This window comes from Kitasatospora sp. NPDC101157 (assembly GCF_044768255.1).
Taxonomy (GTDB): domain Bacteria; phylum Actinomycetota; class Actinomycetes; order Streptomycetales; family Streptomycetaceae; genus Kitasatospora.
The window spans coordinates 269,064-281,493 of sequence record NZ_JBIWPL010000006.1 but is presented as its reverse complement, the minus strand read 5'-3'; the positions used below and the strand labels follow the sequence as shown (position 1 = coordinate 281,493).

General features: G+C 71.9%; 13 protein-coding genes. 2 read left to right on the top strand and 11 right to left on the bottom strand.

What is annotated here, in order from left to right:
* Nucleotides 1-30: 30 nt before the first annotated feature.
* Together ACIRVF_RS16380 and ACIRVF_RS16375 are read right to left on the bottom strand one after the other, a co-directional pair.
* Complete coding sequence (locus ACIRVF_RS16380) at nucleotides 31-741, bottom strand: hypothetical protein (protein WP_402817327.1); 711 nt, start codon at nucleotides 739-741, stop codon at nucleotides 31-33.
* A gap of 101 nt (nucleotides 742-842) precedes the next feature.
* Complete coding sequence (locus ACIRVF_RS16375; RefSeq protein ID WP_402817325.1) at nucleotides 843-1,622, bottom strand: DUF3152 domain-containing protein; 780 nt, start codon at nucleotides 1,620-1,622, stop codon at nucleotides 843-845.
* Between the two features lie 337 nt (nucleotides 1,623-1,959).
* On the opposite strand from ACIRVF_RS16375, the gene ACIRVF_RS16370 reads away from it, so the two are divergent.
* Nucleotides 1,960-2,379: a DUF3151 domain-containing protein gene (locus tag ACIRVF_RS16370; RefSeq protein ID WP_402817323.1), complete on the top strand. Its 420-nt coding sequence runs from the start codon at nucleotides 1,960-1,962 to the stop codon at nucleotides 2,377-2,379.
* Nucleotides 2,380-2,461: 82 nt separating this feature from the next.
* Here ACIRVF_RS16370 and fbaA read toward each other — a convergent pair whose 3' ends face one another.
* Nucleotides 2,462-3,484, bottom strand: coding sequence for a class II fructose-bisphosphate aldolase (fbaA, locus tag ACIRVF_RS16365; protein WP_030278348.1), 1,023 nt, complete (start codon nucleotides 3,482-3,484; stop codon nucleotides 2,462-2,464).
* Nucleotides 3,485-3,783: 299 nt separating this feature from the next.
* Between fbaA and ACIRVF_RS16360 the strand changes: the two genes are divergently transcribed.
* Nucleotides 3,784-4,515 (top strand): DedA family protein, encoded by a 732-nt coding sequence (locus tag ACIRVF_RS16360; RefSeq protein WP_402817321.1) that lies wholly within the window; start codon nucleotides 3,784-3,786, stop codon nucleotides 4,513-4,515.
* A gap of 109 nt (nucleotides 4,516-4,624) precedes the next feature.
* Here the strand turns inward: ACIRVF_RS16360 and pyrE are convergent, their stop codons facing one another.
* The 8 genes from pyrE to ACIRVF_RS16320 form a co-directional block, all read right to left on the bottom strand.
* On the bottom strand, nucleotides 4,625-5,161 hold the full coding sequence (gene pyrE, locus ACIRVF_RS16355) for an orotate phosphoribosyltransferase (protein WP_402817319.1): 537 nt from the start codon (nucleotides 5,159-5,161) through the stop codon (nucleotides 4,625-4,627).
* A gap of 54 nt (nucleotides 5,162-5,215) precedes the next feature.
* Nucleotides 5,216-6,298, bottom strand: a complete 1,083-nt coding sequence (locus ACIRVF_RS16350; protein WP_402817317.1) for a hypothetical protein — start codon at nucleotides 6,296-6,298, stop codon at nucleotides 5,216-5,218.
* A 187-nt stretch (nucleotides 6,299-6,485) separates the two neighbouring features.
* Nucleotides 6,486-8,135 carry a polyamine aminopropyltransferase gene (locus ACIRVF_RS16345; RefSeq protein ID WP_402817315.1) on the bottom strand — a complete coding sequence of 550 codons (1,650 nt, stop codon included), beginning with the start codon at nucleotides 8,133-8,135 and terminating at the stop codon, nucleotides 6,486-6,488.
* A gap of 154 nt (nucleotides 8,136-8,289) precedes the next feature.
* Nucleotides 8,290-8,817, bottom strand: coding sequence for a DUF2617 family protein (locus ACIRVF_RS16340; protein ID WP_402817313.1), 528 nt, complete (start codon nucleotides 8,815-8,817; stop codon nucleotides 8,290-8,292).
* 673 nt (nucleotides 8,818-9,490) lie between these two features.
* Nucleotides 9,491-10,651 (bottom strand): pyridoxal phosphate-dependent aminotransferase, encoded by a 1,161-nt coding sequence (locus tag ACIRVF_RS16335; RefSeq protein WP_402817311.1) that lies wholly within the window; start codon nucleotides 10,649-10,651, stop codon nucleotides 9,491-9,493.
* Between the two features lie 96 nt (nucleotides 10,652-10,747).
* Nucleotides 10,748-11,311: a hypothetical protein gene (locus ACIRVF_RS16330; RefSeq protein ID WP_402817309.1), complete on the bottom strand. Its 564-nt coding sequence runs from the start codon at nucleotides 11,309-11,311 to the stop codon at nucleotides 10,748-10,750.
* Complete coding sequence (locus ACIRVF_RS16325) at nucleotides 11,308-11,823, bottom strand: alpha/beta hydrolase (RefSeq protein ID WP_402817307.1); 516 nt, start codon at nucleotides 11,821-11,823, stop codon at nucleotides 11,308-11,310. The genes ACIRVF_RS16330 and ACIRVF_RS16325 overlap by 4 nt, the downstream gene beginning before the upstream one ends.
* Nucleotides 11,824-12,214: 391 nt before the next feature.
* Nucleotides 12,215-12,421, bottom strand: coding sequence for a hypothetical protein (locus ACIRVF_RS16320; RefSeq protein ID WP_402817540.1), 207 nt, complete (start codon nucleotides 12,419-12,421; stop codon nucleotides 12,215-12,217).
* Nucleotides 12,422-12,430: the final 9 nt, after the last annotated feature.

Sequence of the window (12,430 nt, the reverse complement as noted above, 5' to 3'; positions counted from 1 at the left end):
GGGGCGTGTCCGAAGACACGCCCCAGCCGGTCAGTGGATCTGCCCCGCCAGGGCTTCGGCGGCCTTGCGCAGCGGTTCGCCGGCCAGGGCCGGGTCCTGGGCCGCCCCGCCGGTGGTGTTCTGGTCGAGCATCAGCACCAGGTCCCCGTCGCCGTGCAGCGCGATCCGGGCGACGGCGGCGGTGCCCCCGCCCGGGGTGAGCTTGGTCTGCCCGACGGCGGGCCGGTCGGCGGAGAACCGGGAGAGCTGGTCCACGCTGAGCAGCCCGGCGCGCGCGATCGAGGGAAGCAGCATGCTGATGCCGTAGTCGTTCTTCGGCACGGCCAGCAGCTCGACGTCGACGGTTGACGCGCCGACCGTGTACGAGCAGGTGATCTGGGCGTTCGGGGGAGTGGCCGGCATCTCGGTCATGGTCGGCGGGTGACCGGTGTTTCCCGAAGGCCAGGGCTGGGCCGGGACGCCGTTCCCTGCGTTGCCCGTGACGGAGCCTCCGTCCGTCACGGCGGGGGCGACGGCGCCGGCGATCCCGGCCGCGGAGGCGGCCTTGGCGAGGTCGAGTCCGAACGGGCAGGTGCTGGACCTGTTCTTGGCCAGGTCCAGGGCCGTCGACCGGACGCGGTCGTAGGAGAGCGCTCCGCCGCTGGTGGCGGCGGAGGTCGAGGACGAGCACGCCGCGGTGCCGAATGCGATCCCGGCGACGGCGAACGCGGCGGTGAGTCTCAGACGTTGGGCAGCGGTCATGATCGGAGGGTAGGCCGTGGTCGTGCCGGAGGGTTGCCGATCCGGTCTCAACTCCGTTGCACTGCGGGACGGCTGCGGGCCGCGGAACGGCTTCGGTACGGCTACGGCACCGCCGGGCCGCTCAGGTAGGTGCCGTCCGCCGAGTACGGCCAGGCGTTCGGCGCGCAGCCCTTGAGGCCGTAGATCTGCTGCATCATCGCGGGCGCGGGCTTGCCGGGGCCGGGGCAGGTCTCGTGTCCGTGGCCGATCCGGTGGCCGACCTCGTGGTTGACGATCAGCGCCCGGTACTCGTCCAGCGGGCCGCTGAACTGCGGTGAACCGGTGTTCCAGCGCTTGGAGTTGACGAGCACCTGGTTGCCGACGTTGCAGTTGACCTCGCCGTGGGTGTCCAGCCCGGAGGCGCCGCAGATCTTGTCCACGGTTGCCGGGGAGGCGATCTTCACGGTGAAGTCGTACGAGCCGCCCGCGACCAGCTGGAAGGCGTTCTTGCGGTCGTTGGTCCAGCCGCGGCGGTCGCCGAGGATGCCGTGGATCTGCGCGGCGGCCGAGGCGGCGTCGATGCCGATGCCGTCCTCGACCTCGACCCGGTAGCGGCGTACGGTGCCGCGGCCGATGGCCTTGGCGCTGGCCGGGGCGATGCTGAAGGTGCCGGCGCCCTTGGTGGGGCCGGGGTCGGGCGCGGTGGGCGTCGGCGTGGGGGCCGTCGTCGGGGTCGGGGTGACGGACGGGGCTGGAGCCGCAGTCGTCGTCGGCGCCTGCTCGCCGGGCGGGGCGACCCGGGCCTGGGCGGTCGCGACGGGGGCCGGGGTGTCGGTGGGGCGGTTCAGGGCGAAGGCGGCGACGCCCAGCAGCAGCACCGATGCGATGAGTGCCGTGAGCATGCCAGGGCCGATCCGGCGGCGTGAACGGCGGCGACGGGTGTTGCGAGCGTTCCCAGACGAAGCGGTTCGCCTCCGGGCGGATCTGGCTGCGGGCACGAGCGACACCCTGGCATGCGAACGGGTGAATGTCTACATACCAGGTATGCAGGTGGGGGTCCCGGACGGTGGCGCCGGGGCGTCCGGGAAGGCCCGGGAGGCCGTGGAGCCCGCCGGTACCCGGAGGCCAACGGGCGGATCGGCGAGATCGTGGTCACCGTCCGGCACCGAGCGTCCCGCGGGGGTGGCCGAGCAGGGCGGGTCGGTTGACCCCTGGGCCCCGGGTGGCAGACTGCACTGCATGGCGATTCACAAGAATCTTCTCGACGGCCCCGAACCGACCCTCCTGCCGGAGGAAGAGCAGCCCTACCGGATGCTGGCGGAGGAGTCGGCCTCACCGACCCAGGTGGCCGCCGACTTCCCGGCCTTCTGCCTCGCCTGGGCCATGCTCGCGGACGACGCCTACGCGGCGGGCCGCTACGTCGAGTCCTACGCCTACGCCCGCACCGGCTACCACCGGGGCCTCGACCAGCTGCGCCGCAGCGGCTGGAAGGGCCACGGGCCGGTGCCGTGGGACCACCGCGGCAACCGCGGCTTCCTGCGCTGCCTGGCCGCGCTCGCCCGGGCGGCCGGCGCGATCAAGGAGACCGAGGAGGAGGCCCGCTGCTGGCAGTTCCTGAAGGACAGCAGCGCTGAGGCCTACGCCGAGCTCAAGCAGTAGGAACCACCGAACCCGGACACGACCGTGCCCCCGGCGGGAGACCGCCGGGGGCACGACCGGTTTCACGCTCGCTTCAGCGGGCTCACTTCAGGCGCTTGCCGGCCGAACGCAGCTGCTCGGCGGCCTCGACCACGCGGGCGGCCATGCCGGCCTCGGCCAGCTTGCCCCAGGTGCGCGGGTCGTAGGTGTTCTTCTTGCCGACCTCGCCGTCGACCTTCAGCACGCCGTCGTAGTTGGCGAACATGTGGCCGGCCACCGGGCGGGTGAAGGCGTACTGGGTGTCGGTGTCCAGGTTCATCTTCACCACGCCGTTCTCCAGCGCGGTGGCGATCTCCTCGGCGGTGGAGCCGGAGCCGCCGTGGAAGACGAAGTCGAACGGGTCGGTCTTGCCGTACTGCTTGCCGATCGCGTCCTGCAGCTCGCGCAGCAGCTCCGGCTTCAGGACGACGTTGCCCGGCTTGTACACGCCGTGCACGTTGCCGAAGGAGGCGGCCAGCAGGTAGCGGCCCTTCTCGCCCAGGCCCAGGGCCTCGGCGGTGCGCACGGCGTCGTTGACGGTGGTGTACAGCTCGTCGTTGATCTCGTGCGAGACGCCGTCCTCCTCGCCGCCGGTCGGGGTGATCTCGACCTCAAGGATGATCTTGGCGGCGGCGGCCTGGGCCAGCAGCTCCTGCGCGATGGACAGGTTGTCGGCGAGGGTCTCGGCCGAGCCGTCCCACATGTGCGACTGGAACAGCGGGTTCTCGCCCTTGGCCACGCGCTCGGCGGAGATCGCCAGCAGCGGGCGGACGTAGCCGTCCAGCTTGTCCTTCGGGCAGTGGTCGGTGTGCAGCGCGACGGTGATGTCGTACTTGGCGGCGACGATGTGGGCGAACTCGGCGAGCGCGACGGCGCCGGTCACCATGTCCTTGTTGTGCTGGCCGCCCAGGAACTCCGCGCCACCGGTCGAGATCTGGATGATGCCGTCGCTCTCGGCCTCGGCGAAACCGCGCAGCGCGGCGTGCAGGGTCTGCGACGAGGTGACGTTGATGGCCGGGTAGGCGAACTTGCCCGCCTTGGCCCGGTCGAGCATCTCGTTGTAGACCTCGGGAGTTGCGATGGGCATGCGATCCGCTCCTGTCGGGTTGCGGCGTACGGACGGTGCTGTCCGACGCTGTGTACGCCTTCATGACGACTCCGTGCCGGCCCGCCGACGCGCGGCGCTGCGGTGTGGCTCTCCGGCACCAAGGTTCGAGGCGACCTCCGCGGTACGGCCATGAGGGTGGTGGCCCGGCCGCGGACCGGACGCCTGTGCCATCTTCCCAGACTCGTGGCCGCAGGTCAGCAGGAGCCCGCCTGTCGGGACGTCGCCCGTGACGGCTCGGCCGGAAGTCGTCGGAAAGGTACGCCCGCTATCCTGCGCCCGTGGACTACAACCAGCTGGCCGTCAATCTGCTCGACGCCAAATCCCTGATCTCGTCCCTCGGCGCCATCGGGCTGATCGCGATCATCTTCGCGGAGACCGGCCTGCTGGTCGGCTTCTTCTTCCCCGGTGACTCGCTGTTGATCATCGGAGGCGTCGCCGCCTCGAACGCCGCCTCCTCGGTGCTCGGGGACGGCGCCAAGCTGCCGATCGCCGTCCTGCTCACCGGCTGCCCCATCGCGGCGATCGCCGGTGCCCAGCTGGGGCACCTGATCGGGGCCAAGGTCGGACCGAAGATGTTCGACAAGCCCGAGTCGAAGATCTTCCGCCGCGACTACGTGATCAAGGCGGAGGAGTACTTCAACAAGTTCGGCTCGGGCAAGGCCGTGGTGCTGGCCCGCTTCATGCCGATCATCCGCACCTTCCTGAACCCGGTGGCCGGCACCCTGGAGATGCCCGCCAGGACCTTCTTCGTGTGGAACGTCGTCGGCGGTGTGCTCTGGACCGAGTCCATGCTGCTGATCGGCTACTTCTTCGGCGACGCGCTCGCCCCGGTGATCGACAAGTACCTGATCCCGGCGGTGCTGCTGATCGTGCTGCTGTCGATCTCGCCGATCCTGGTCGAGGTCATGCGGGAACGCCGGAAGAAGAAGGCCGGCCTCGTCGAGGCGCCCGCCGTGGACGCCGTGCAGGGCAGCGGCACTGCCGGCGGCGGGCGGCACCGGCGCGGCTGAGGTCCCCGTTCACGGCCTCGCTGCGGATGCTTCGAGGGCCGGGTCCCGTTCCACGTGGTTTCACGTGAAACAGGACCCGGCCCTTCGTGTCGTCCGGGGTCCCGCAGGGTCAGAGGCCCAGGTCGTCCAGGGTGTACGCGGTCACGTACGGCAGGCCCTGCTCCTCGACGGCGCCCGCGCCACCGCGCTCGACGATCACCGCGACGCCGACCACATCGGCCCCCGCCTCGCGCAGCGCCTCGACGGCCTGCAGCACCGAGCCACCGGTGGTGGAGGTGTCCTCGACCGCCAGCACCCGGCGGCCCTTCACGTCCGGGCCCTCGATCCGGCGCTGCAGACCGTGCGCCTTGCCGGTCTTGCGGACGACGAAGGCGTCCAGCTTCTGCCCGCGCGCGGCGGCGGCGTGCAGCATCGAGGTGGCCACCGGGTCGGCACCCAGGGTCAGACCGCCGACGGCCTCGTACTCCAGGTGGGAGGTCGCGTCCAGCATCACCCGGCCGACCAGCGGGGCGGCCTCGCCGTCCAGCGTGATCCGGCGCAGGTCGACGTAGTAGTCGGCCTCCTTGCCGGAGGAAAGGGTGACCTTGCCGTGCACGACGGCCTTGTCCTTGATCTGTGCCAGCAGGGCGTCGCGGTCGTTGCTCATGAGCGTTCAGTCTAGGGCCTGGCGGCCCGTGAAGCGCTCGCGGCCGGACCGGCCCTAGCGGCGTCGCAGCGCCCTGACCAGCACCACGGCACCGCCCAGCAGGGCCACCGAACCACCGATCACCCACGGCACCGCACTGCGGCCACCCGCGCCCGGCACCACGATGCCGCCGGCCTCGCCGCCCCAGCGGGACGCCGCCCGGGCCCGCGCACTGCGGGCCGGCAGCGCCGGGGCGTAGCGGCCGCGCGGCGGGGCGTGGTCCACCTCCTCGGCCGAACGGCCGACGATGCTGCGGCGGATCGGGCCGGTGAGCTCGGGCTCGTCCTCGTAGGCGAACAGGGGCTCGGCGGGGAGATCCTCGGCAACCCCGTCCCGGAGGCCGTCACCGGCCTCCCCGGCGGCGCCGTCCACGTCGTCGACGTCGTCCTCGTCCTCGTCGTCCTCGTCGTCGGCCGAGCCGGTGGGGAGGCCGAAGCGCTCGGCATCGGCGTCGGAGAAGGCGATCAGGTCGGAGAGGTCGTCGTCCAGGTCGTCGCCGGGCTGGTCCTGGCGCTCCTCGATGAAGAGGATCTCGGCGTCGGTCCCGGTTCCGTCCGTGCTCTCGTCGCCGGTGCCGGTGCCGGTGTCGGTCTCGTTCGCGAGCTCCTCGTCGCCCTCCTCGGGGGCGTCCAGGGTGTCCGGGGCGTCCGGGGCGTCCGGGGAGGTGAGCGCGGTGGCGAAGCGTTCCAGCAGACGGCGACCGGCGGCGTCGAGGGTCTCGGCGTCGAACTCGGTCAGCCGGCCGGTGGCGCTCAGGTCGCCCGTGAAGCGGACCGTCGCGGTGCCGTCCTCGGCGCCGTCCGTGACGCTCACCCGCACGGTGGCGGTCGCCTCACCGCTGCCCCGGGCCTCCTGACCCTCGGCGAGCACGGTGAGCACCCCGTTGCGGCCCTCGATCAGCGACAGCACGCCCTTGAAGGTGATCGTGGAGCCGCCGATCCGCAGCTTCAGCCGTCCGCCGATCTCCTCGGCCGACCCGGCCCCGACCGCAGCCGGCTCGGTGCTCAGCCCCGGCACGCTCCGCGCCAGCAGCGCCGGATCCTGCAAGGCCTGCCGCACCAGCTCTGCGGACATCGGGACGACAACGTCATGCTCCATGCAACGGAGCCTACCGACTGGGCCCCGCCCGGTCCCCACCCACCACCGCCCGACTTTCCGCCACCACCCGCCCCCGCCGTCTTCGCAGCCCCCCGGGGCCCGCCGACAGCCTCCGGACCGGCAGGTCCGAGCGGGCCACCGGCCTTCCGCCCACGCCCCCGTCGGCGCGGCCCTCCTCCTCCGCCCCTCAACGCGGCCCGAGGAGCGTGAGAGGGGCCGGGGAACGGGGCGGCCGGAGGGCGGTGAGGCGGGCGCTGGAACTCCGGAGGGCGTCCGGGGCGAGGGCGCGAGGCGGTGGGGCGTCGGGGGCGAGGTCGAGCGGGGGCGGGGTGGCGGCGGCGACCACGAAAGCCTGGACGGTGTCCGGCGGGCCCGGGCGACAGGTCGCGGTGGCGCTGCCCTCGACCGCGTACGGGGTCGTCCGCAGTCCGGCGGCCCGCAGCCCCGACTCGATCCGCCACAGGCCGCCGTCCCCGTCCGCGACCTCCCCGCCTTCCCCGCCGCGGACGGCGATCCGGCCGCCGGGGGCCAGCAGTCGGGCCGCGAGGCCGTAGAACTCCTGGGTGTGGAACTCGACCGGCCCGCCGTCGGCGGGTGCGGGCAGGTCGGCGAGCACGACGTCGTACTCCTCGGCGGGCGCGCCGCGCAGCCAGGCCACCGGGTCGGCCGCAGTGGTGCGGACCCGGGGGTCGTCCAGGGAGTGGCCGTTGAGGGCGGCGAGTCCGGGGTCGGTGCCGGCGAGCCGGGGGAGGGCGGGGTCGGTGTCGACCAGCCGGACGGAGCGGACGCCCCGGTGCCGCAGCACCTCCCGCAGGGTGAGGCCGTCGCCGCCGCCGAGCAGCAGGACCCGGGCGTCGGGTCCGGCTGCCAGGGCGGGGTGGACGAGCGCCTCGCTGCCCCGGTATTCATCGGGCCCGCAGACCGCGAGCCGTCCGTCGAGGTAGAGCCGGAGCGGGCCTTCGGCGGGGCCGGTGAGCACGATCTCCTGGTACCGGCTGCGGGTGGCGTAGCGGACCTGGTCGCCGTAGAGGGCGTGCCGGGCGGCGCGTTCGATGGAGTCGGAGCCCGCGGCGGCGGCCGCGAGCACGGCGAGGACGAGGGTGCAACCGCCCCAGAGCAGTCGTCGTATCCGGGGGGCGGGTTCCTCGCGGAAGAGCCAGAGCACCACGGCGGCCCCGGCGACGGCGTTGACCGCTCCGGTGAGCAGGGCGCCGTCGCCGGGGCCGAGCCGGGGCAGGATCAGGAAGGGGAAGGCGAGGCCGCCGATCAGCGCGCCCACGTAGTCAGCGGCGAACAGGTCGGCGACCGCGCGGCCGGCGTCCTCGCGCCGGATCCGTTGGATGAGGGTCATCAACAGCGGGATCTCGGCGCCGATGAGGATGCCGATGAGGCAGGTGAGGCCGACCGTCGCGGCCTGGTAGCGGCCGATCCAGGCCCAGCAGGAGTACAGGGCGAGGACGGAGAGCCCGCCGGTGAGCGCGAGGGCGCATTCGACCAGGGCGAAGGCGGTCGCGGGGCGGCGGGTGAGCCGCTTGGCGAGCAGCGAGCCGAGGCCCATCGCGAACACCATGACGGAGAGCACGACCGAGGTCTGGGTGACCGTGTCCCCGAGCAGGTAGCCGCCGAGCGCCACGAGTTCGAGCTCGTAGACGAGTCCGCAGGCCGCGCAGACGAAAGCGGCCAGCAGAACGGTGAGCCGGGCGAGCCGGGGGCGGGAGCGCAGCCGGGAGCGACGGCGGGCGGGCAGGGGGATGAGGCTGCGCCCGGGCGGGGGTGGGGTGCCGTCGTCGAGGTCCACTTGCGGGTGTGCGGGCGGACCGGCCGGATGGTTGATCACGAACAAACGCTAGGGGACGTGCGGGACGGATAGCTGCGCCCATCCGACGGACAGTGAGGGCCGTCGGATTGACGAATCGTTCCTGCGTGCGATTCATAGGCTTGTGCTGGGTAGCGTACGACCGGACAGGTGGTCCCGCCCGGCTCGTGGGTCCTCACGGCCCCGACACCACCAGCGAGGAGCGGGTGCAGACCAGCTGCCCCTCCTGCGGGTAGGCGTGCCAGGTCCGCCAGAGCAGCCGGTCCGGGCCACCCTGGGTGACCAGTGCGGTGAAGGCGCTCGGGTCGCCCGGGAAGACCCCCGCGAGGCCGCGCGGGTGGCCCTCGACCAGGGCCAGCAGCTCCTGGGCGCGGGCCGCGAAGTCGTGCGGCGGCAGCGCCTCGATCCGGGCGGCGAACTCGTACTCCCAGCCGCCGACCTGCTTGGCCACCCGGGCGGGCAGCGGGGTGCGGCGGCCGGGCAGGCAGGCGACGGTCTCCAGGCAGTCGCCGGGGCCGGCCGAGATCACCACCTGGTGCGAGGCGCCCAGCAACCGGAGCTGGAGGGTGCCGGAGGCGTTGGGACGGTCGCCGTCGAGTCTCAGGTCGCGGACGGCGAGAGCGGGCAGCGGGTCGCCGCCGAGGCACCAGGCCAGGTCACCGGCGCGGGTGTCCGTGTAGGAGGTCTGCAGTGTGGTGAGCATGCTCGGCTCCGCGTTTCAGCTCCGTGCGCGCCCGCCGAGCAGCACCGAGTAGGCCTAGGCGATGGCGAGGCTGTTCGTGGCTGTGCGGCCCTGGGCGCGGCCGACCGTGGAAGGAAGGATTCCGGCTGGAGATTCAGCAGCAGAGAAGCATGAATACGCCGGGTCCGTCGGTGATTTACCCAACTTTGTCAAGCATTCACCGTTTCGAGCACACCTGCTCCCCGGCTCTGATCGAGCCGGTGTGCGACTTTGCACAGCGCGCGCCCCTGTCACCGGCCTGTGCGCCGTGCGCGCCGGTAGTGCGCCCTTCGCGCGCTCCACGCGCCGCCGCCCTCCACGCACAGGGCGTCGAGGGCGGCCGGGAGTGCCGGCTGGGTCGCCGAATTTGCCTCACTGGCAGCAAAGAAGCAAGCTCTTCACGGGAGTTGGATACACATCAGAACTGATGTCGGACCAGAAAGGCCCCCGTTCGAGGGGGCGCGCGAACCTCCCGCCGGCGCCGTATCCGGGCAGCCCACCCCCCGAGCCCTCGCCTCCATTGCACAAACCCGTCCCAGCTGGGCTACGGGCCGCCCCGGACCGACCCGCGCCCGGCCCGACAACCGGGAAGTCGCTCGGGGTGAGCCGCCAAGTCCGCGTGGTCACAAGGGAGTTACGGCCATGCGAGCGCCCGTCAGAGCTGCTGGAGGCGGGCGACGGCCTCCTGGAGCACTTCGTCGCGCTTGCAGAAGGTGAAGCGGACGAGGCTGCGTCCCGCGTCGGTGTTGTCGTAGAAGACGGCGTTGGGGATGGCGACCACGCCGCAGCGTTCGGGCAGGGAGCGGCAGAAGTCGATGCCGTCCTTCTCGCCGAGCGGGGTGATGTCGGTGGTGATGAAGTAGGTGCCCTCGGGGGTGAAGGTGCGGAAGCCCGCCGCCGTGAGGCCGTCGAGCAGCAGGTCGCGCTTGCGGAGCAGGTCGGAGCGCAGGGTGCGGAAGTAGTCGTCGGGCAGGCGGAGGGCTTCGGCGACGGCGTACTGGAAGGGGCCCGCGCTGACGTAGGTGAGGTACTGCTTGGCGGTGCGGACGGCGGAGACCAGCGCGGGGCTCGCCGTGACCCAGCCGACCTTCCAGCCGGTGAAGGAGAAGGTCTTGCCGGCGGAGGAGATGGTGACGGTGCGCTCGCGCATGCCGGGCAGGGCGGCGAGCGGGTGGTGGGTGGTGCCGAAGACGAGGTGCTCGTAGACCTCGTCGGTGATCACCAGCAGGTCGTGCTCGACGGCGAGGGCGGCGATCGCGGCCAGTTCCTCGGCGGTCAGGACGGTGCCGGTGGGGTTGTGCGGGGTGTTGATCAGCAGCAGCCGGGTGCGCGGGGTGATCAGGGCGCGCAGCTCGTCGAGGTCGGGGCGGAAGTGCGGGGCCCGGAGGGTGAGCGGGCGGCGGGTGGCGCCGGCCATGGCGATGCAGGCGGCGTAGGAGTCGTAGAAGGGCTCGAAGGCGATCACCTCGTCGCCGGGCTCCAGCAACGCGAGCAGGGCGGCGGCGATGGCCTCGGTGGCGCCGGCGGTGACCAGAACCTCGGTGTCCGGGTCGTAGCCGAGGCCGTGGAAGCGCTGCTGGTGCTCGGCGATGGCCTGCCGCAGTTCGGGGACGCCGGGGCCGGGCGGGTACTGGTTGCCGTGGCCCTCGCGCAGGGCCCGTACGGCGGCCTCGCGGACCTCCTCGGGCCCGTCGGTGTCCGGGAAGCCCTGGCCGAGGTTGATCGAACCGGTGGCGGTGGCCAGGGCGGACATCTCGGCGAAGATCGTCGTGCCCATCCCGGCCAGTCGGCGGTTCAGCAGCGGCCTGGTACCCATCGGTGGCTCCTCACGGCTCGTCGTGGGGGCCATCTTCTGACGGCCGGTGGGCGGCGGACAAGCATGCGCGCCCGCCGCCCCGGCCCAACTCGTGCCTCAGCTGGACCAGTACGGGTCTTCGACCGTCGCGCACTGGTCGGCGTAGTTCAACGGTCCACGGAGGAACCCGCCGTTGCCGTTGTTGTCGGTGGTGTCGGTGACATCGGTCAGGGTGGCTCGGACCTTGGCGCAGCCGTTCACACCCACGGCGAACCAGAGGGTGAACCCCGAGCCCCTCACTTTCACCGCGCCCTCGTTGCGCTCGACCGGGTAGCCCTTGCCCGTCCAGAGCGCCTGGACGAGGTCGAGCGGCTCCTGACCCCGCCTGGAGGCGATCCGGACCCGCGCCGCCTGCTCGGCGATCATCTCCGTGCGACCCGTCTTCCTGCACCCGGACGTTCCGCAGAACCCGGTCAGGTCGGGGTTGCTCTCGAACTTCGTCTCGGCCCACTGGAGCCCCGGGTGGAAGACCCCAGCGACATCGGCGAGTTCGCCCTCGACCCGGTGCTGGGCCTGCTCGACCGGCATGGTGGGTTCCTTCTGCTCCGGCCAGGCGAGCCAGCCGATGAGGAGGGCCAGCCCGGCCCCCGGCACGGTCACGCGCCATGTCGGGGCCCTCACCGCGGGTCCTGCCGGGTGATCGCGTTCCCGTGGCCGCTCACGATCTTCCCGATGTTGGGGAGGGAGTCGCCGCCCGCGCCGTTCTTCCCGAAGTAGTCGTCGTGGGAGTCGGTGATGGTCCCGTCCGCCACCGAGAAGCGCTGCCTGCCGAAGTCCCCGCTGGCCGGGTCCGTGCCGAACCACGCCTGCTTGCCCGGGTGATTGATCTGCTCGTAGATCAACTCGCCCAAACCACCGAGCATCCCGGGACTCGGCGCGTTGGCCACAGGGTCGTTCTTGGCAGCGCCGACGTACACGTGATCAGCGCCGACCCCGAGTTGCGACGCCTTGTCCACCCCGACACCTGGGCTGCCGACCAGGATGATGTCGTCAGCGGCCAAGCCTCCTGGGTGTTGGGTCGCCTGTCCGACCACCGAGGATCCGTAACTGTGCCCCTGCGCGAGTTGGTGCTGCAGTTGGTGATCGCGCCGGCGGTGAGCCAGCCCTTCAGACCACCCGCGGCCTGGCTGCACGGCTCGGTGATCTTCGAGGTCTCGCCCGGTATGAGACCGCCTATGTGCTGGGCGCTCTGTCCGCAGCCGTCCAGCTCGGCCGGATTGACCTTGAACTCCAAGGACAGATCAGGATCCGCCATGTGTTCCCCCCTGCAGTCGGCTCGGGGACATTGCCCGTAGCCTGCGTTCCCCCAGAAATGATTACTGTCGGATAGTAATCGGTTGCCTCTGGCTGCGATCGGCGGCGGACCCGGGCGCTGACATGCACTTTCCGAGACCGAGCGGGAGGACCCTGTTCAGGACGCGGACATCCTGGAGGAGACCGAACCAGCGCCGGTCCAAGAGGGCCGACTGAGGTGGGCCAGCGGATCTGGGGGACTCTCTCGGTGGCATCCTCGAACCCGGTAGTTCAGCCGATGCTGCTCTCGGCCTTCAACCAAGGCATGGGAGCGCTCGCGGACTGACCTGGCGTCTCGGCAGGGGCCACCGCATCCGCCCTCAGCTCGCCGGCAAACAGGTAGGCGAACAGGGCTTGACGCTTGACCCAGCCGACCGTCCAGCCGGTGAAGGAGAAGGTCTCCCCGGCGGAGTAGATGGTGACGGTGCGCTCGCGCATGCCGGGGAG

Bases quoted from the DNA above. Each gene is read 5' to 3' on its own strand.
- ACIRVF_RS16380 (WP_402817327.1), bottom strand. From the start codon at position 741: ATGACCGCTGCCCAACGTCTGAGACTCACCGCCGCGTTCGCCGTCGCC.
- ACIRVF_RS16375 (WP_402817325.1), bottom strand. From the start codon at position 1,622: ATGCTCACGGCACTCATCGCATCGGTGCTGCTGCTGGGCGTCGCCGCC.
- ACIRVF_RS16370 (WP_402817323.1), top strand. From the start codon at position 1,960: ATGGCGATTCACAAGAATCTTCTCGACGGCCCCGAACCGACCCTCCTG.
- fbaA (WP_030278348.1), bottom strand. From the start codon at position 3,484: ATGCCCATCGCAACTCCCGAGGTCTACAACGAGATGCTCGACCGGGCC.
- pyrE (WP_402817319.1), bottom strand. From the start codon at position 5,161: ATGAGCAACGACCGCGACGCCCTGCTGGCACAGATCAAGGACAAGGCC.
- ACIRVF_RS16350 (WP_402817317.1), bottom strand. From the start codon at position 6,298: ATGGAGCATGACGTTGTCGTCCCGATGTCCGCAGAGCTGGTGCGGCAG.
- ACIRVF_RS16340 (WP_402817313.1), bottom strand. From the start codon at position 8,817: ATGCTCACCACACTGCAGACCTCCTACACGGACACCCGCGCCGGTGAC.
- ACIRVF_RS16335 (WP_402817311.1), bottom strand. From the start codon at position 10,651: ATGGGTACCAGGCCGCTGCTGAACCGCCGACTGGCCGGGATGGGCACG.
- ACIRVF_RS16320 (WP_402817540.1), bottom strand. From the start codon at position 12,421: ATGCGCGAGCGCACCGTCACCATCTACTCCGCCGGGGAGACCTTCTCC.